This is a genomic window from Alcanivorax sp. HI0044, from assembly GCF_001634945.1.
In genome coordinates, this window is record NZ_LWEZ01001251.1 from 1 (window position 1) to 17,879 (window position 17,879).

Sequence of the window (17,879 nt, forward strand, 5' to 3'; positions counted from 1 at the left end):
GGAAGCGCTTTCCAGTTGTTGCTCTTCAATGACAATGTCTGTGCTTTCCAGGTCCGCCAGGGTGGTTCCCCCGAAACGGGCCTGTTGCTCCAGGGTGCCACTTGGCGGTGCGGATGCGCAGCCCCCCAGGGCCACCATCGCGGCTGCCAGACTGTGCAGGCGAAATCGTTTCACGATCCTTTCCTCTGGTTCTTCTCACCGGAAACGGACGAGTCTTGCAGGCGGGCAATGGCCAGGTGTGCTTCGGCCAACTGGTCAGCCAGCTTTTGCTGGTTGGCGTGGAGCAGGGCGAGGGCGTCGGCCTGCATGTTTTGCTCCAGGGCCAGCAAGGTGTCTTCTGTCAGGTGTTTTATTTGTTTTATTTTCTGGTCTTGTGCGGCGAGGCGCTGGCCTACGTCGTCACGGGTGCGCAGGGTGGCATCGCGGATTTGCTGGCTTATGGCCGCAATTCGTTGTGCCAGTACCTGGCTTTCTTCGCGCAATTGGGTAGCAGCTTGCACTTGTTGCTCGCGCTGTTCCACCGACTGGTGGGCAATATCCCAAAGTAACAGGCCGCGGACCCGACGCAGGCGAATGGCGTTGTTGTGATCAGAAGCGGGGATGCGACCGAATTGGTGGGCGAGGGCATCGACTTTCTTCCACATGATGGCCTGTTCAGCATTGGCCACATCGGCGGGGTTTTCCATATCCACATAGTTGGGGATGCGGTTGGCCAGTTTGTCGCTGGCCTGGCTGAGCGTTTCCTGGCGGCTCATCAAACCGGTGACCTGGCCACGGACATGGGGCAGGTTGCGGTTCAGTGTGTCGCGTTGTTGTTGGTAGCTTTGCTGCAGGGCGGGAAGGGAGTCCTGCCAATGCTCCACCATGGATTTGATCTGTTGAATTTGCCGGTAGTGCTCAAAGCGCTGGGCAAAATGGTTGCTGGAAAACAGCTTGTATAAATACGACAGCTCGCCGCCTTTTACCATGTCGCTGGTATTGGCGGGGAGTAATCCGGCCGCGTTTTCGTCTTCAGGCAGCAAGGCTTCGGACCAGCCAGGTTTGGCGATGTTATCGATGGCGCGCTGAATGTCCTTAAGGGCCTCGCGGTATTGGGTGGCTGCATACTGATAGCCCGACAGCGCTTGGGGCAGGCCGCCGAGCTCCTCATAGGCGCGGGGTGCCAGCATCAACGCTTCCTGCACGGAGGGATGGCTGCTGTTACGGTGCACGGCTTCCAGCCACAGGGGCAGGGCCCGTTTTACGTCGCCGGCGCGGTAGTTCGCCAGGCCAAGCGCGAGCAGGGCGTCTTCGGAGAATGGGCCGTCGCTGCGTACCTGGCGCAGGGCGGCGCGGGCATTCTCCAGGTTGCCGCCTTTCAATTCTGTCAGGCCTGATGCCAGTGCAGCCCGGTCGCGCAGTGCCAAAGCCTGATTGCTGCTGCCGCCGGCGGACAGCAAGGATTTAAGCAACTCGAGGCCTTGATCCTGGTGGCCGGCCCGGATCAGCGCTACCCCCATGTTGTAGCTGGCGTAACGGCCTTCGTCAGTGTTCAGGGGAACGGAGTGAAGATAATCCAGGGCACCGGTGAAGTCGCCTTCAGCCATGAGGATATTGGCCAGCATCAGGCGGCGACGGGCTTCATCGGCCGGTTCCAGGCCTTGCATATTGTCGCCATCGAGAATCATGGCGGCGTCGGTGTAGTTGCCTTCGCGGTAGTGCAGGGCGGCTTTGTGTAACCAGGTCTGGGCGCGAGTGCGGCTGCGAATATCCTTTGCCAGCAGCCGGTTGAAGATTACCTCGGCTTTGCCTGGTAGCCCGTAGGTAACATAGAGGTCACCAAGGACCAGTTCGGCGTAATCGGTATCTTCATTGAAAAGTTGCTGCTGTTGGTTGGTCAGCAGCAGGTTAATGGCGTCGAAGCTGGCTTCGCGGTAGTAGTCATACATGACTTCTCCAAACGCCAGATAACGGTGCTCTTCTTCGCCAAGGACCTGTGGGCCAGTGTCAATCTCATCGAAGAACTCAACCTTGGCGGCCTGGGCCGGAGTCAGGTTGATAGCTAACAGCGAACACAACAGCCACCGTTGCATGCGGGGTCGTGTCATTGCTGATTCCACTCACGGAATTGGAATTTGTGCTGTTGGTTATTCAGGTCATCGACCATTTGCATTTCCACCATTTTGCGGCCGGGGCCCTTGGTGAAGCTGTAACTGGTGGTTTTCTGGTAATCCTTGCCGAGGGGGTCGTAGCCGGTAATGGTGGCTTCCATGACGTGGCGACCGCTGGTCAGGTTGCCGGTATACAAGCGCTGGATGCCGCCCTTGGTGAGCGCCTCGAATTCCTGGTCGGAATAAAAGTGGTAACCAACATGGTCACCGTCGATGGTCAGGTTGATGTCCACCAGTCGAATCGGCGTGCCCACGTCGACGGAGACAAATATGCTGGTCTGGGGGCTGGCGTAGAGCAGCTCCTGTTCCAGCAGGGTGAGATCCCGGTTCAGGTTGAGGGCTTCGCTCTTGAGTTGGCGAATCTGCTCGGACAGGCCATCGTCGTCAGCCGCACCGGCAATGGAGCACAGGCTTACTAACACGGCGCCGCAGAAGGGCAAAAATGCTTTCATGGGTGGCGATCGCTTCTTTTGTTGTTATGGGCCGCCAACGCGGCATTCTTTAGTGCCTAGTTGTAATCAGAAGAACGGCTTAAATCAAGGGTAACCATCGGTCATGATTGGCCCTTAGCGCCACCGACGGAGGCTTCTATAGTCAAGTTTATGGATAGCAATGATACGAATTTGCCACTGGTGCTGCGACGGGCATTGTCCGAACGGGGCTGGAACGAGCAGATAGGGTACCGGCCCGGTGCTGGTGGAGAGACTGCCAGCAGCGGCTTGCTGACGCATTCCGGAGGGCGCTGTTTTGTCAAAATGCACCCGAATGCCGCATTGCTGGCAGCGGAAGAAGCCGGGTTGCGGGCCTTGGAGCCGTGGTTACGGGTGCCGCAGGTACAGGGCCGGTACGCCGATGAGGCGGGCGGGGTCCTGTTTCTGGACGCTCTGGCGCTGGAGCCACTGGGGCAGGCCGGGTGGTGGGCTGCCGGGCAAGCCCTGGCCGGGCTTCATAGCGGGGCCACAAACACGGTTTATGGCGGTGTGGCGGACAACTTTATCGGTGGCATGGTGCAGCACAACGGCGACGAAACCGAATGGCCGCGTTTTTTTGCCCGTCAGCGGCTGCGGCCACAGCTGAAATGGGCAACGGAGAAGGGGCTGCCGGCGCCGGCCTGTCGCGCCGTGCATCGGGTTATTGACCATCTGTCGAAGTGGTTGCCGCGCAGGCCTGCCAGTGGGTTGTTGCACGGGGACCTGTGGATGGGGAATCTGGGCCAAATTGACGGCCCAGAGCCGGTGTTCTTCGATCCGGCCTGTTATTATGGCGACCCGCAGGTGGATCTGGCCATGCTGAACCTGTTCGGCCGACCACCCGAGGCGTTTTATCATGGCTACCAGGGGCATTTGCCGACACCGGAGCAACGGGCACGGTGGCCAGTGTATGACCTGTATCACTGGCTGAATCACTTCAACCTGTTTGGCCATTGCTATGCCTCCGCTGTCACCGATACGGCCCGGTTGCTTTGCCGGGAGCTGGAATAGCTGGCGCCAATACTGATGCTTAACCCAAGGATACCGATGCACATTATCGCCGATGCCAACATGCCCGGTTTGGAGCCTTTCGAGGCCTTTGCCACCGTTGAGCGAGTGGACGGCCGCACCCTGACCCGGGAACAGTTGGGTGAGGCGCAGGTTCTGCTGGTGCGGTCTGTCACCCGTGTGGATGCCACCTTGCTGGCCGGTTCACAGGTGCGCTTTGTAGGCTCCGCCACTATTGGTACGGACCACGTGGATCTGGCGTACCTGGCCCAGGCAGGCATTCCGTTTGCCCATGCGCCGGGCTGTAATGCCCGTGCGGTGGCGGAATATGTGCTGCAATCCGTGCTATTGCTGTGCGCGGCCCAGGGGCGATGCCCACGGGAAACCCGGGTGGCAGTGGTTGGCCTGGGGAATGTGGGGCGTCGCGTAGCGGACTGGCTGGGAGCGCTGGGCATGACGGTGCGCGGCTGTGACCCTCTGCTGGAGCGTGCCGGTTACGCCGGGCCGGTGAGCCTGGTCCCGCTGGATCAGGTGCTGGATGCCGATATCATCACCTTGCATGTGCCGCTGACCCGCACAGGGGATGATGCCACCTGGCATCTGCTGGATGCGAACCGGCTTGCCCGGTTGGGGCCGGAACAGATGCTGATTAACACCTGTCGCGGGCCGGTTATCGACAATGTGGCCCTGTCCCGGCAGCTGGCCGGTGGTGCCGGGCCGTCAACGGTGCTGGATGTGTGGGAGGAAGAGCCGACGGTGCCGCCGACGCTGTATCAGCAGGTGCTGATGGGCTCGCCGCATATTGCGGGTTACAGCCTGGAAGGCAAGCGCAAAGGGACCCGCATGCTCTATGACGCGGTGTGCGAGTGGGCAGGCAGGGAAGCGGTGGCAGAGACTGCCGGGGAGGATGCGCCAGTGTTGCGGCAGCCGGTGGCGAGTGATGCGGACCTGTTGGCGTTACTGCAAGCAGCATATCGGCTGGACGATGATTACCGGCGATTGGGCGACAGCTTGAATGAAGCGGCCCCTGCTGCGGCCTTTGATCGCCTGCGTAAACAGTATCCTGTCCGTCACGAACTGCACCACTGGCAGCATGACGGGGCTGTTGCGGACGCTTGGGCGGCAATTATCCGCCGACTTTTTGAGCCCGATGGTATTGCGCGGTAGGGTACTGCCACTGATCTTCCAGGTGCTCGCAGGCACGCTGGATCATGTCTTCGGTAATGGGAATTTCCCGGCCGTCCTCATCGATGATGGCCGCGCCGTGGAAGTGCGATGCTGAGGATGTGTTGTTCAGGTTCATGTTTCATCCCTGCTTGTGCAGTTGGCCTTTAAATTTACTTAGCGACTGTCGGTGACAGCAACGCCATTTTTGTATCTGGATATGACCCTTTTATGAAAGTTGATCAAGGTCTTTGTCTCGGTGTGTTGGTCAACCCTTATGCCGGGCTGGGTGGCAGCGTGGCCCTGAAGGGGAGCGACGGGGTGCAAACCCGGAATGAAGCCCTGCGTCGCGGCGCCGAACCCCAGGCACCAGGTCGGATGAGCCGGGCGCTGAAAGTACTGTCCGCCGTCACCAATGTGTCTGTTTTGACCTGGGGTGGAGACATGGGCGAGAACAGCTGCCGGGCGGCAAAGGTTCCTTGCACGGTGATTGGTGAGTCGCCCATGCCCAGCAGCCCGGATGATACCCGTGCTGCTGCTGCTGCCCTGAAAGCGGCCGGGGCTGAACTGATCCTGTTTGCCGGTGGCGATGGCACCGCCCGGGATCTGGTGGATGCCATTGGGCTGGGTACCCCTGTGCTGGGTGTGCCGGCAGGATGCAAGATGCATTCTGCCGTGTATGCGGTGAATCCAGAGGCGGCGGGAAGTCTGCTGGCGGAGCTGGCCGGTGGCGGGTTGGTGGCGCTGGAGAGTGCCGAGGTGCGGGACATCGACGAAGCTGCGTTTCGCGAGGGTGTGGTCAAGGCCCGTCACTATGGGGAGCTGCAAGTACCGGCAGAGGCCCGTTACCTGCAGCAGGTGAAATGCGGCGGACGGGAAGTGGAAGACCTGGTGATTACCGAAGTAGCGGCCTGGGTGGCAGACAGTCTGGAAGACGACACCTGGTACCTGATGGGGTCTGGTTCCACGGTGGCGGTGGTGATGGAGCAGCTGGGGCTGGACAATACGCTGCTGGGCGTGGATCTGGTCCGCAATGGCGAGGTGGTCGCCGCGGATCTCGGTGCCAGGCAGTTACTGGAGCACATTGGCGATGCGCCGGCCAAAGCCGTGATCACCGTGATTGGCGGCCAGGGGCATTTGTTCGGCCGTGGCAACCAGCAATTCAGCCCTGCACTGATTCGCCGGCTGGGCAAAGAAAATATTCAGATACTGGCTACCCGAACCAAACTGGAAACCCTGGAAGGGCGGCCCTTGCTGGTGGACAGTGGCGACGCGGCGCTGGACAAGCAGTTGTGCGGGTTATGGCCGGTGACCACCGGGTATGAGGATCAGATTCTTTACCGGGTGGGGACGAATGCAGGGGATTAGCGGTCAGTCCCCTACGAAGCTGCTGTAGGAGTTTGCTTGCAAGCGAACCTTTTCGGCTGCAAGCAGCCTCCTACAGTGCTCCTGCTAAAACTCTTTTTGATTACCCGTGGCGCTTTTCCTGCAGCGCCGCGATGCGGTCATCCAGCGGCGGGTGCGAAGAGAACAGGGCTTTCAGCCCTTGCTTCACGCCAGAGTTGATACCGAAAGCCACCAGGGTGTCGGGCATCTGGTTAGGCACCTTGGACTCCGCTTTCAGCCGTTGCAGGGCGGAAATCATGTCGCGTCGGTCAGCCAGTTGAGCGCCGGCCACATCGGCCCGGTATTCCCGGAAGCGGGAGAACTTCATCACGATGGTGCTGGCGGCAATGCCGAAGATAATTTCTGCCACGATTACCACGATGTAGTAACCAAAGCCCAGGCCGCCGCCACCGTCACGACGCAGGAAGCTGTCGATCACATAACCCACCACGCGGGCGGCAAAAATCACAAAGGTGTTTACCACGCCCTGGATCAGGCTGAGGGTGACCATGTCGCCATTGGCCACGTGGCCGATTTCATGGGCCAGCACCGCGCGGACTTCCTCGGGGCGAAAACGGCTCAGCAGCCCCTGGGAAACCGCTACCAGGGCATCGTTCTTGTTCCAGCCGGTAGCGAACGCATTGGATTGCTGGGCCGGGAAGATGCCCACTTCAGGCATCTTGATACCGGCCTTGTCTGACAGCTCTTTCACCGTATCCAGCAGCCAGCGCTCCGCCTGGTTGCCGGGCTCCTTGATGATCTGCACCTTGGCGGACCACTTGGCCATGGGCTTGGATATCAGCAGTGAAATCAATGAACCGGCGAAACCGAATACCGCACTGAAAATTAGCAGGCTGGTTAGGTCCAGGCCACTGCCACTCTGGGCGAAATAGCTATTAACGCCAAGCAGGCTAAGGGTGATACTGGCGACCACAATAACCGCCAGGTTGGTAAGCAGATAAAGCGCGATGCGCATCATCGTGGGGTTTCTCCATCAGGTAGATAATTATTTATTGGGGGCGGGGCGCAGAGGGTTCAAGCCTTGGGCTATAATTTGCCTTTACCGGCTGAACGGAAGTCATCCTGTGTCTTCCGGCAGCATGCTGTATCCACCTTTATGCCTGTATTGATCCCTATGCGCTCGTCCCAGTTATCAGACCTTCTTGACCCGTATCTGGTTCCATTGTCCCAGCCAAAACATCGCCTTTTTCATGGCCGTGGCAAAACGCTGCCATCGCTGGAGTGGCTCACCGTGGACTGCTTCCCACCGGTGCTGGTGGCAACGCTATTTCGCCCCCAGGACGAAGCGGTGCTGGCGGGTCTGGAGGCCAGCCTTGGCGGCGCATTGGCCGGGCTGGGGTGTCAGACATTGGTGTTCCAGCACCGGTATGACGGCAAGGCCGAGAATGTGGTGGTAGTTGGTGAGCTAGCGGACAGCCCGGTCGCCACAGAGCAGGGGCTGGATTACAAACTGGATTTCCAGCGCGGCCAGAATCTGGGTTTCTTCGCCGACATGGCGGAGGGGCGTCGCTGGATTCGGGAACGGGCGGAGGGGCGTAAGGTGCTCAATCTGTTCAGCTTCACCTGCAGTTTTTCGGTGGCGGCGCTGGCTGGCGGGGCACACTCTGTGGTGAACATTGATCTGTCCGGTGCCGCCTTGACGCTGGGGAAACAAAATCACGCCCTGAATGGTTTCCAGGACGCCAGGGTGCATTACTTGCCCCACAATATTTTTCGCAGCTGGAAAAAGCTGCACAGCCTGGGGCGTTACGATCTGATTGTGGTTGATCCGCCCAGTGCCCAGAAAGGCAGCTTTATGGCGGAGAAGGACTACCCGAAAGTGCTGCGTAAACTGCATAAGTTATTGGCGCCGGAGGCCGACCTGCTGATCTGCCTCAATGCGCCCTGGCTGGATTACGCCTGGCTGGAGCAGTGTGTGGCCGATAATTTACCGGGGGCCGAGCTGCAAGCCCGGCTACCTGGCGCCAGTGGATTTGACGAAGCGGGGGAGCCTGCGCTGAAAACGCTCCATTATCGTTATCAGCGCCCCGCGATGCTTGATGTGCCTGCAGATGGTAGACCGGGTGCGTAGCAAGGCCTGTAGGGATGTGCTATCTGTGTAGTGATCTGTGACCGGGTGATACTTTATGGATGAAGGAGAGCGACATGAAGCAGATTTATCTTGCGGTGGTAGTGGGTGCGTCTCTGGGCCTGTCTTCCCTGGGGCTTGCCGATGAACGGCCGCCGGAGGGCGCCAAGCCCATGTCCGAATTGGCAAAGATGATTGAAGAGCAGGGGTATTCCCCGATTACCGAGATTTCCTTTGATCGGGGGCAGCTGGAGGTGGAGGCGTACAAAGGCACCAACAAGCGTGAGCTCAAGGTCGATCCCAAGAGCGGCAAGATTCTGTCTGATCGTCGGGATGATTAAAGATCGCTGATCGCCGGAGCTGAAAGGCTGTGTTGGGCGATTGTCGTGGCCCAACAATCGCCCTGAGGTCATTCCTTTTTTGCTGTATCGTGCTGTTTTCTATACGCCGTTGGGGTGGTGTGGAAGCGGCGTTTGAATGCAGTGTTGAAGGTGGATTTGGCATTGAATCCGACATCATGGCAAATCCGGGTCACGGGTTGTCGGGTGTCTGTCAGTGCCTGTGCTGCCGCCTCAAGACGAAAGCCGTTAATCCAGTCATAAAAATGGTGGCCGGAGCATTGATTGATCGCCGCAGAGGCCTGATGCGTGGTGACGCCGCAGTGTGCTGCCAGTCGCCCCAGGGTCAGATCATTTTCTCTGAATAATCCTTTTTTCATGGCGTTTTCCAGCAACGGGAAAACAGCGTGCGCGTCATCGTTTTTTTCGTTTTTTGCACAAGCCGGTATCTCTTTCGCTGTTGCTTTCGTTGCAGCAGCAAGCGGTGGTGCTTGCTGCACGGGAAGATTAATTCGGGTCAGCAACAAATAGGTGAGGTAGGCCGTGGCTGGTGCCAGCACAAAAGTCAGCGAAATGCGGATATCGAACAAATAGAACAGCGCCAGCCTGGCGGCAATGGACAAGGCGATCAGTAGCTGGAATGTTTGCAGGTTGCCTACCCATTCAATCACTGCACTGCGGCGGCTCTGGATTCCCTGTTGGCGTTGTTGCCACCAGTAAAAAAGGCTTAGAGCGCCAATGATGGCCAGATAAGGGTTGCCGTACAGGGTGATGGGCTCCCACAGGTCATGGTTCTTGCGCCCGGCCAGCATCCAGTAGATTTTCTGTTCCGGGGGCAGGCTCCAGAAGGGCACGGCGAGGGCGGCCACCAGCAGCACCGGTAACGCGTGCGTCCAGCGGCGACGCCGCGACCTGGCCAGGATGTTCTGCCCTTGCAGGGCACGAATATAGCCATAGATGCAAAACGGGATCATCACCACGACAGGGTCAGCCAGCTTCAGGAAGAAGGGCCAGTGCTGGAACAGATCTGTGGAGTGATACACAAATTCCAGCGATTGCAGAACTGCCAGCGCAATCAGTGCAAGCAGGTAGGCCAGTGGCAGTCGATGTTGTTGGCGATTGACCATCCAGCTCAAGCCGGCCAGCAGCAAGGTAGAGCTGATGCTCAGGCACACGATAGCGGCGCCTGCAGTCCAGTAATTCATCGGGATCTCACGTTCGAATGGATCGATTTGAACCTGTAACTTTTTGAATTAAAACGGATAAATTGTTTTTTTTCGAGTCCATCGAAGCGGGCGTTCTGCCGCCAACAGTCCTGTCTAATAACACGCTTCCATCGTCAGAATGATAACAAATCGAGGAGGCTATCATGCGATTCAGCACTGGCATTGCCATGCTTGGCTGCGCGCTCTTATTAGGCTGTAGTGAGGATTCGGAAAAAGCAAGTCCACCAACAACAGGCCCCGATTCTCCTTACCAGGCAACGGTGCGCTACACCGAGTATGGGGTCCCCCATATCACCGCAGAAGACTACGCCAGCCTTGGCTACGGGGTGGGTTATGCCCAGGCCCGGGAAAACCTGTGTACCTTGTCTGAACAGCTGATGAAGCTGAAATCAGAAAAATCCCGTTACCTGGGAGCGGGGCAGGGCAATCAAAATCTGTTGAGTGATGTGGGCTATAAAGCGCTGGATTATCCGGCGCAGGCGCAGCAGCTGTTTGCACAGCTGTCTGCCACGTCGCAACAAATGCTGGCTGGGTACAGCGCCGGGTTCAATCAGGTGCTGGAAGAAAGCCAGGGAGACTATCCTTCCCCTTGCCGTGGGGCGGAATGGGTAACGCCGATTTCAGCTGAAGACTTGTTGGCCTATCAGCTTGATCTGGCAGGCCTGGCCAGTAGCCGGAACTTCATTAGCGCCATCGCTGCGGCACAGCCGCCGTCGGCAGCAGCCGGCGCCCGGGCTGCATTCAACGTGAAATTGGACGCCAAACAGGTGCTGACCTCTGAGGGTATCGGCAGTAATGGCTGGGCCTTGGGGGCGGAGCGCAGTGAGTCCGCCAATAGCTTGCTTCTGGCCAATCCGCACTTTCCCTGGGATGGGGAACTGCGTTTTTTCCAGAATCATCTGACCATTCCCGGCGAGCTGGATATCACTGGCGCGACCCTGGTCGGGTTGCCGGCGGTGGTGATCGGTTTCAACGAGCATCTGGGCTGGACGCACACGGTATCCCAGTCAAAACGTTTTACCCTTTACCAGCTTGAGCTGGATGGCAGCGATCCCACCCGCTATCTGTTTGATGGCGAGAGCCGCGCCATGACCCAAAGGGAAGTAACCGTTCAGGTCAAGCAGCCGGATGGCAGCCTGGCGCCGTATTCCCAGCCGGTTTACTACAGCCACTTTGGGCCGATGGTGAACCTCGCTTCCCTGTCGCCCTCACTGGGGTGGAGCAGTGGTTCTGCGGTTACGTTCCGCGATGCCAATGCCGGTAATACCCGCATGCTGGACCAATGGTTGGCCATGGATAAAGCGACCAGCCGTGAAGAATTCTTTGCGGCATTTGAAGAGCACCAGGGCATTCCCTGGGTCAATACGCTGATGATCGACAAATCCGGCTCGGCCAGTTACATCGATGGCACCCAGGTACCGCAGTTGAGTGCCCAGGCGGAAGGCTACTGGCGCGCCGCATCGCAGAGCCCGCAGCTGGCACCCATCTGGCAGGATGGTGCAGGGAGCGTGCTGCTGCCCGGCAACAGCTCTGTGTATGAGTGGGTGGACAGTGGCGATACCCTGACCCCGGGGCTGGTGCCTTTCAGCAAGGCGCCACAAATGACCCGCGACGATTACCTGTACAACGCCAACAGCAGCCACTGGTTGAGCAATCTTGAAGCACCACTGGAAGGATACAGTGTTCTTTACGGCCCTGAAGACACCGTGCGTAGCCCACGTACCCGTTACAACGCGGCGATGATCAGTGACGAGTCCGGCAGTGGCCTGTCCGGTGCCGATGGCAACTTCAGTTTCAGCGAATTGAAAACCGTGCTGAGCCATAATGGCTCGCTGTTCGCCGGTGACTGGACCAACCAGCTGACCCAGCGTTGCACCAGCTACAGCACCGCCGAGCTGGATGGGGCCGCTTACGATTTAACCGCAGCCTGCCAGGCGCTGGTGAACTGGGATGGAACCTATAACATCACCAGTCGCGGGGCTCACCTGATGCGTGAAACCCTGCGCCAGTTCCGGGTGAGCGGGCATCGTAGCCTGGCTGACAGCCTGTTTGCGCAACCTTTCGATGCGGATAACGGGGCGACAACGCCGTCAGGCCTGGCGCCCATCGATACGGCCAACCCCGAGCAGGACCCGGTGCTGGTTGCGTTGGCTCGCGCCGCGAAAATGCTGACCGATAATGGCATCAGCCTGGATGCCCCCTTGGGTGACATTCAGTATTTGATCAAAGCGCAGGGAGAAGCCGGGATCCCCGTCAGTGGCGGCTATTCCTATGAGGGCGTGTTCAATATGGCGGAGAGCAAAACCGCGTCGCGCAGCACCTCTGACTTTGCCAACAATGTTATTGGCAGCCCGCAACCGGACAGCCTGCTGTTTGCGCTGGATGAAGATGGCGATGGCACGGATGAACTGGCATATCGGCCCAATTACGGTTCCAGCTTTATCATGGCGCTGTCTTACACCGATGAAGGCTCCCAGGCGGAAATGCTTCTGAGCTACAGCCAGTCACATGATCCTGAGAGCGCTTTTTTCAGTGACCAGACGCAGCAGTACAGCCAGTTGCAGTGGCGCCCCGTGCGTTTCACCGAGTCCGAGGTGGCCGATAATACGGTGGAGACCCTGGAGCTGATGCAGGAGCGCTAATGCTCCGTTTCACTGAAGCCCGCTAAATGTCCCGACAGCAAAAGGCCCACATGGTGTGGGTCTTTTGCGTTGGTGCGCGGTGATTTAAAGGTGGCGCAGTTTATTTGGCGCCGAGCGGGGCGAACTCGTCCTTGTCTACCGGCTGCGGATTGCGTGACAGCAGGTAGCGCACCAGCGCTGTGGTGCGAGCGGAGTCCTGGGCACGTATTGCCTGAAGCAGTTGTTCGGCAACCGTGGCTTTTTCCAGCTGCACTGAGGCGGGAAGCTGCGGATCGGTTTCTGCAAAGCGTAGATCGCTGAGAGCGGTGAGCAGCACAAAAGCGCGGTTGCTCAATACGGCCTGTTCCAGACCTTCCTGAAAAATGGTGGCCTGGTACCGCAGGTAACCTTCTTCGGCGAGCCACAGCATGGCGCCCAGGCAGCTCATGTGTCGGGTGCTGTGCAAACCCACATCATCCACCTCGGTGGGGCCGATAATATCTTCCACGTACAAGGCGCCCGGGCGAGGGAAACTCATGTAGCTCTGCATCAGAATGCGGGCCACATCGTGGGTGAAATCATCGATATGCAGGTGGGACATGGGCTTACCTAACAGACGTCATGGTATTGTTCTTTTTGGGCGCCAGACGCTCAGCGCCTGACGCAGTCACACGTTACTTCTTGCGTGCCCGATCCAGATAACGGGCAATCCGGCCGATGGAGTCTTCCAGGTCATCCGGGCGGGGCAGGAACACCACGCGGAAATGGTCCGGGTCGGGCCAGTTGAAGGCGGTGCCCTGAACGATCAGCACTTTTTCTTCGCGGAGCAGGTCCAGCGCAAAGGCTTCATCGTCTTCGAACGGGAAGACCTTCGGGTCCAGCTTCGGGAACAGGTACAACGCGGATTTGGGTTTCACGCAGCTCACGCCGGGAATCGAGTCGAGCATTTCCCAGGCCAGATCACGCTGGCGCCCCAGGCGGCCGGTGGGCAGCACCAGGTCACCAATACTCTGGTAGCCGCCCAGAGCGGTCTGGATAGCATGTTGGCTGGGTACATTGGCACACAAGCGCATGCTGGCCAGCATATCCAGCCCTTCGATATAGCTTTCCGCCCGGTGTTTGGCGCCGGAAATAACCATCCAGCCGGCACGGAAACCGGCGGCGCGGTAGTTCTTGGACAGGCCGTTAAAGGTGATGAACAGCAGGTCATCGGCCATGGAGGCGATGGAGGTGTGTTCCTCGCCGTCGTAGAGGATCTTGTCGTAGATTTCATCGGCGAACACGATCAGGTTGTTCTCGCGGGCGATCTGCAACAGCTCGCGCAACATGGCCGGCTCGTAGTTGGCACCGGTGGGGTTGTTCGGGTTGATGATCACCAATGCCTTGGTGTTCTTGTTCACCTTGGCGCGAATGTCTTCCAGAGACGGCTGCCAGTCCTGCTGTTCATCGCACAGGTAATGCACCGGGGTGCCACCGGATAACCGCACGGAGGCCGTCCACAGCGGGTAGTCAGGCGCGGGCAGCAGCACCTCATCGCCGCTGTTGAGCAGTGCTTGCATGGCCATGACAATCAGCTCGGATACCCCGTTGCCGATGATTACGTCATCCACGGTGACGCCTTCAATGCCCTTGGTCTGGGTGTATTGCATCACCGCCTTGCGGGCCGGGAACAGGCCCTTGGAATGGCAATACCCGGTAGATTCCGGCAGATTGGCGATCACGTCCTGGAGCAGTTCTTCGGGGGCTTCGAAACCGAACGGCGCCGGGTTGCCGATATTCAGCTTGATCACCCGGTGGCCTTCGTCTTCCAGCCGGTGCGCTTCACGCAGCACAGGGCCGCGAATGTCGTAACATACGCCTTTGAGTTTGTCGGATTTGCTGACGTGGTATTGATCGCTTGTCATGAAGTTCCCGCAGGTCGACTCGTAGAGGGCAGGGAAGTGATTCTACAATGCGTCCTTTTCACTGTATATCTGGCGCCTGCATTGAAAGGCGCAAACCGGAGTAGAGCGTGACCCCATTCAAGGATTTACTGGCCCTGGCGGTGAACCGCAAAGGCTCGCTGAAAGCGGTGCAGTCACAGCTGCCTGACGTCGCTGATGCACAAACACTGCGTGGCCGTGATGATGCGTTTTATATGTCAGCGTTAACCCGCCGTATTTTTCGTGCCGGCTTGAAACATTCCCTGGTGGACAACAAGTGGCCGGCATTCGAGGAAGCCTTTTTCGGTTTCGACCCGGAGAAGCTGGTGCTGATGCCGGATTCCATGCTCGACGAGCGCATGCAAGACACCCGTTTGATTCGCCATTGGGGCAAGATGAAGGCGATCCGCCATAACGCCCAGCTGGTGCTCGATCTGGCCGAAGAGTATGGCAGTGTGGGGAACTGGCTGGCGGACTGGCCGGCGGACGATACCGTGGGCATGTGGCTGTTGCTGAAGAAGCGGGGCAAGCAGCTGGGCGGCAATTCCGGTGCCGCGTTTTTGCGCATGGTGGGGCGCGACACCTGGTATCCCACTGGCGATGTGGTAGCCGCGCTGAAAGCGCAGAACATTATCGACAAACCCCCGGCGAGCCAGCGGGACCAGAAAGCCGCGCAGGCGGCTTTCAACACCTGGCAGGCGGAAAGTGGGCGGCCCCAGGCGCATATCAGCAAGGTGCTGGCGTTTACCGTGGGTTGACCCGATCCTGGAACTCTCGTGCTTTATTAAGAGTTATGACTAGCTTGATGCAGGCAAAGACATAAATGATAATGACTCGCCTTTAATGTACTGAATCGAGTTCAAGCCTATGCCGCGCACCTTCCTGGTCCGTCCTTTCTTCGGGGTCCTGCTCGCGTTTTTTTGTTTTTCCCTGCCTGCCCATGCCGCCAACCAGACCGCCCTTGTCCAGCTGGTTGAGTATGTGGGGGCGGACTATATCAATGCCGTGGTGGATGGCGAGATTGTCAGCCCGGAAGAATATGCCGAGATGTCGGAATTTTCCGCGCTGCTGGCCGAAGGGGTGGCAGAGCTGCCCGAGGCTGAAGGCAAGCAGACACTGCAAACCCAGGCCAATAACCTCCAGCAAGCGGTAACCGATAAAGCGGCGGAGAGTGAGATCAAGACTCTGGCGCAATCTATCCGTGCGACGCTGGTGAGCGTTTACGGTATTCCGGTATCGCCCAAGCAGGCCCCGGATCAGGAGCATGCGGCGGCGTTGTACCAGAGCCACTGCGCGGCCTGTCATGGTGCGCAAGGCAAGGGCGATGGCCCCGCAGGGGCGGCGCTGGAGCCTGCCCCCACTGACTTTACCGAAGTGGAGCGCTATAACGGCCGTTCACTGTTGGGACTGCACACCACCATCACCCAAGGGGTGGAGGGGACTGGCATGGCCGCCTATGCCGACACGCTGAGTGAAGAAGACCGCTGGGCGCTGGCGTTCTATGTGGGGGCCAAGGCAGTTACCGATCAGGTGGCTGAGGAGGGCGAACAGGTTTTCAGCACCGTGCCTGGCATGAAAGGTACTCTCACCCTGGACACCCTGGTGGCCCAGGCCCCGGAAGATGTGCTCAAGGAGCAAGGCCCGAAGGCCTATGCGGCCCTGGGTTACCTGCGCCGCACCCCCGGTGCGCTGTTCAACAAAAACCGTTTCATCGCCTTGAGTCATGACAAGCTGACCGATGCGGACAAGGCGTATCAGGCCGGCGATAAGAAGGCGGCCAAGGCGGCGGCGCTGTCTGCCTACCTGGACGGTTTTGAAATGATTGAGCAGCAGCTGGCTGCGGTGGACAGCGAGCTGATGCGCAGTGCGGAATCCCGCTTTATGGCGGTACGCGAAGCCATCGACCGGGATCGTGAGGCCAGTGAGGTGAGCGACAAGGTGGCGGCAGCCCAACAGGGCCTGGCCCAGGCCAGTGATGCCTTGTCCGGTGATGGCCTTAGCCCGGCGGCAACCTTGTCTGCCAGTTTCTTCATCCTGTTCCGTGAAGGTCTGGAGGCCCTGCTGGTGGTGGCAGCCCTGTTGACGTTTACTCGCAAGGCCAACGCGGTGAAGGCGACCCGTCATATTCACTATGGCTGGATCACTGCGTTAGTGGCCGGCGGCCTGACCTGGTACGTGGCCAACACGCTGATTACCTTCAGTGGCGCATCGCGGGAAATGACCGAGGGTTTTGCCGGTGTGGTGGCCGCGCTGATTCTGTTTTACGTGGGCTTCTGGATGCACAGCAACAGCAATAGCCAGAAGTGGATGGGCTACATCAAGAGCAAGGTGGACAATGCCCTGGGCGAGGGCACCATCTGGGTCTTGGCCTTCGTGTCCTTCATTTCCGTGTACCGGGAAATTTTCGAGACCATCCTGTTCTATGAGGCCTTGTTGAGCCAGGTGACGGCGGCGACTCAGCCTTACCTGTTTTACGGTATGGGGGCGGCCATTCTGGCGCTGGCGGTGGTGTGTTTCCTGTTCTTCCGCATTGGCATGCGCTTGCCCCTGAGTCTGTTCTTCCGCGTGACCAGCATTGTGCTGCTGATCCTGTCGGTGATTCTGCTTGGCAACGGCATTGCCGCCCTGCAGGAAGCCGGGCTGATCAGTGCGTTCTACCTGGGCGTGCCCACCATCGAGTGGTTGGGTCTCTACCCGACCGTGCAAGGTGTGGTCGCACAATCAGTGGCGATTATCCTGGCCGTGGTTTTCTGGCTACGTGGGCGTCGCAGCCAGTCGGCCTGAGCACTGAGTTGCTCCGGGTATCGTGTCCCGGATTGAAAGAGCCGCCTGCGGGCGGCTTTTTTGATTGACGTGCCAGCCCGTGGCTACAGTCACCAGTGTGAATCGCGTAGACTTTTCGTTCCGTTAGTTCAGGACATTTCATGCCTCATATCAGCTTTCTTGGCATCGGTCTGATGGGGGCGCCCATGGTGGCGCGACTGCTGGATGCCGGTTTTTCCCTCACCTTGTGGAACCGTACCCCTGACAAGGCACAGCGATTTGCCAGTCGAGCACGCATTGCGGCCAGCCCGGCGCAAGCCGTGGCCGAAGCAGATGTGGTGATCACCATGCTGGAAGACGGTGCGGTGGTGGATCAGGTGCTGTACCAGAGCGATGCCATTGCCGGGTTGCGCCCGCAGGCGCTGGTCATCGATATGAGTTCCATTGAACCCGGCACCGCCCGGCGGCATGGGGCGCGGGTTGCGCAGCAGGGCGGGGGGTATCTGGATGCGCCCGTGTCCGGCGGTACCCGGGGAGCACAAGGCGGCACGTTGTCGATCATGGCGGGCGGGAGTGATCAAGACGTCGACCGGGCAGGGCCGATTTTTCAAGCCCTGGGCAAGGCGACGCATATTGGCACGGTGGGCAGCGGCCAGCTGGCGAAACTGGCCAACCAGGCGATTGTCGGCATTACCATCGGCGCGGTTTCAGAAGCCCTGTTGCTGGCCGCCAAGGGTGGCGC

Annotated in this window: 16 protein-coding genes; 9 read left to right on the plus strand and 7 right to left on the minus strand. The window is 59.1% G+C overall.

The genetic code is table 11. The features are described from left to right. Positions 1-170 precede the first annotated feature (170 nt). Both A3730_RS17810 and A3730_RS17815 read right to left on the minus strand, forming a co-directional pair. The gene (locus A3730_RS17810; protein ID WP_231880781.1) at positions 171-2,087 is read right to left on the minus strand and encodes a lipopolysaccharide assembly protein LapB; all 1,917 of its coding nucleotides are present in this window, start codon (positions 2,085-2,087) and stop codon (positions 171-173) included. After that, positions 2,084-2,602 carry a hypothetical protein gene (locus A3730_RS17815; protein WP_063521606.1) on the minus strand — a complete coding sequence of 173 codons (519 nt, stop codon included), beginning with the start codon at positions 2,600-2,602 and terminating at the stop codon, positions 2,084-2,086. The genes A3730_RS17810 and A3730_RS17815 overlap by 4 nt, the downstream gene beginning before the upstream one ends. A gap of 150 nt (positions 2,603-2,752) precedes the next feature. Between A3730_RS17815 and A3730_RS17820 the strand changes: the two genes are divergently transcribed. Both A3730_RS17820 and A3730_RS17825 read left to right on the plus strand, forming a co-directional pair. Beyond that, on the plus strand, positions 2,753-3,631 hold the full coding sequence (locus tag A3730_RS17820) for a fructosamine kinase family protein (protein WP_231880780.1): 879 nt from the start codon (positions 2,753-2,755) through the stop codon (positions 3,629-3,631). Between the two features lie 36 nt (positions 3,632-3,667). After that, the gene (locus A3730_RS17825) at positions 3,668-4,795 is read left to right on the plus strand and encodes a 4-phosphoerythronate dehydrogenase (protein ID WP_063538595.1); all 1,128 of its coding nucleotides are present in this window, start codon (positions 3,668-3,670) and stop codon (positions 4,793-4,795) included. On the opposite strand, the gene A3730_RS31830 is transcribed toward A3730_RS17825, so the two are convergent. Beyond that, on the minus strand, positions 4,755-4,931 hold the full coding sequence (locus A3730_RS31830) for a PA1571 family protein (RefSeq protein WP_197468714.1): 177 nt from the start codon (positions 4,929-4,931) through the stop codon (positions 4,755-4,757). The genes A3730_RS17825 and A3730_RS31830 overlap by 41 nt on opposite strands. Before the next feature lie 92 nt (positions 4,932-5,023). Between A3730_RS31830 and A3730_RS17830 the strand changes: the two genes are divergently transcribed. Further along, positions 5,024-6,160, plus strand: a complete 1,137-nt coding sequence (locus tag A3730_RS17830) for an ATP-NAD kinase family protein (RefSeq protein WP_063520907.1) — start codon at positions 5,024-5,026, stop codon at positions 6,158-6,160. A gap of 100 nt (positions 6,161-6,260) precedes the next feature. On the opposite strand, the gene htpX is transcribed toward A3730_RS17830, so the two are convergent. Next, positions 6,261-7,157, minus strand: a complete 897-nt coding sequence (htpX, locus tag A3730_RS17835; RefSeq protein ID WP_063520908.1) for a protease HtpX — start codon at positions 7,155-7,157, stop codon at positions 6,261-6,263. Between the two features lie 204 nt (positions 7,158-7,361). Here htpX and A3730_RS17840 point away from each other — a divergent pair, with 204 nt between their 5' ends. Together A3730_RS17840 and A3730_RS17845 are read left to right on the plus strand one after the other, a co-directional pair. After that, positions 7,362-8,270 carry a class I SAM-dependent methyltransferase gene (locus A3730_RS17840; RefSeq protein WP_231883988.1) on the plus strand — a complete coding sequence of 303 codons (909 nt, stop codon included), beginning with the start codon at positions 7,362-7,364 and terminating at the stop codon, positions 8,268-8,270. Positions 8,271-8,344: 74 nt separating this feature from the next. Continuing rightward, entirely contained in the window at positions 8,345-8,608 is a 264-nt protein-coding gene (locus A3730_RS17845; protein WP_063520909.1) for a PepSY domain-containing protein, read from the plus strand. A gap of 68 nt (positions 8,609-8,676) precedes the next feature. Here A3730_RS17845 and A3730_RS17850 read toward each other — a convergent pair whose 3' ends face one another. Next, the gene (locus A3730_RS17850) at positions 8,677-9,810 is read right to left on the minus strand and encodes an AraC family transcriptional regulator (protein WP_063538597.1); all 1,134 of its coding nucleotides are present in this window, start codon (positions 9,808-9,810) and stop codon (positions 8,677-8,679) included. A 164-nt stretch (positions 9,811-9,974) separates the two neighbouring features. Between A3730_RS17850 and A3730_RS17855 the strand changes: the two genes are divergently transcribed. Then, a complete protein-coding gene (locus tag A3730_RS17855) occupies positions 9,975-12,473 on the plus strand; it encodes a penicillin acylase family protein (RefSeq protein ID WP_063520497.1) in 2,499 nt (832 codons plus the stop codon). Between the two features lie 100 nt (positions 12,474-12,573). Here the strand turns inward: A3730_RS17855 and A3730_RS17860 are convergent, their stop codons facing one another. Continuing rightward, the gene (locus tag A3730_RS17860; RefSeq protein WP_063520496.1) at positions 12,574-13,053 is read right to left on the minus strand and encodes a hypothetical protein; all 480 of its coding nucleotides are present in this window, start codon (positions 13,051-13,053) and stop codon (positions 12,574-12,576) included. 73 nt (positions 13,054-13,126) lie between these two features. After that, complete coding sequence (locus A3730_RS17865; protein ID WP_063520495.1) at positions 13,127-14,356, minus strand: pyridoxal phosphate-dependent aminotransferase; 1,230 nt, start codon at positions 14,354-14,356, stop codon at positions 13,127-13,129. Between the two features lie 107 nt (positions 14,357-14,463). Between A3730_RS17865 and A3730_RS17870 the strand changes: the two genes are divergently transcribed. The 3 genes from A3730_RS17870 to A3730_RS17880 form a co-directional block, all read left to right on the plus strand. Then, a complete protein-coding gene (locus A3730_RS17870; protein ID WP_063520494.1) occupies positions 14,464-15,132 on the plus strand; it encodes a DNA-3-methyladenine glycosylase I in 669 nt (222 codons plus the stop codon). Positions 15,133-15,241: 109 nt separating this feature from the next. After that, positions 15,242-17,158, plus strand: a complete 1,917-nt coding sequence (locus A3730_RS17875) for an FTR1 family protein (protein WP_063538599.1) — start codon at positions 15,242-15,244, stop codon at positions 17,156-17,158. Positions 17,159-17,298: 140 nt separating this feature from the next. Then, a partial coding sequence (locus A3730_RS17880; protein ID WP_197477517.1) for an NAD(P)-dependent oxidoreductase occupies positions 17,299-17,879 on the plus strand: 581 nt, incomplete at its 3' end.

Excerpts from the sequence above, each read along its gene's own strand:
- A3730_RS17810 (WP_231880781.1), bottom strand. The coding sequence starts at position 2,087 with ATGACACGACCCCGCATGCAACGGTGGCTGTTGTGTTCGCTGTTAGCT.
- A3730_RS17815 (WP_063521606.1), bottom strand. The coding sequence starts at position 2,602 with ATGAAAGCATTTTTGCCCTTCTGCGGCGCCGTGTTAGTAAGCCTGTGC.
- A3730_RS17820 (WP_231880780.1), top strand. The coding sequence starts at position 2,753 with ATGGATAGCAATGATACGAATTTGCCACTGGTGCTGCGACGGGCATTG.
- A3730_RS17825 (WP_063538595.1), top strand. The coding sequence starts at position 3,668 with ATGCACATTATCGCCGATGCCAACATGCCCGGTTTGGAGCCTTTCGAG.
- A3730_RS31830 (WP_197468714.1), bottom strand. The coding sequence starts at position 4,931 with ATGAACCTGAACAACACATCCTCAGCATCGCACTTCCACGGCGCGGCC.
- A3730_RS17830 (WP_063520907.1), top strand. The coding sequence starts at position 5,024 with ATGAAAGTTGATCAAGGTCTTTGTCTCGGTGTGTTGGTCAACCCTTAT.
- htpX (WP_063520908.1), bottom strand. The coding sequence starts at position 7,157 with ATGATGCGCATCGCGCTTTATCTGCTTACCAACCTGGCGGTTATTGTG.
- A3730_RS17845 (WP_063520909.1), top strand. The coding sequence starts at position 8,345 with ATGAAGCAGATTTATCTTGCGGTGGTAGTGGGTGCGTCTCTGGGCCTG.
- A3730_RS17850 (WP_063538597.1), bottom strand. The coding sequence starts at position 9,810 with ATGAATTACTGGACTGCAGGCGCCGCTATCGTGTGCCTGAGCATCAGC.
- A3730_RS17855 (WP_063520497.1), top strand. The coding sequence starts at position 9,975 with ATGCGATTCAGCACTGGCATTGCCATGCTTGGCTGCGCGCTCTTATTA.
- A3730_RS17860 (WP_063520496.1), bottom strand. The coding sequence starts at position 13,053 with ATGTCCCACCTGCATATCGATGATTTCACCCACGATGTGGCCCGCATT.
- A3730_RS17865 (WP_063520495.1), bottom strand. The coding sequence starts at position 14,356 with ATGACAAGCGATCAATACCACGTCAGCAAATCCGACAAACTCAAAGGC.
- A3730_RS17875 (WP_063538599.1), top strand. The coding sequence starts at position 15,242 with ATGCCGCGCACCTTCCTGGTCCGTCCTTTCTTCGGGGTCCTGCTCGCG.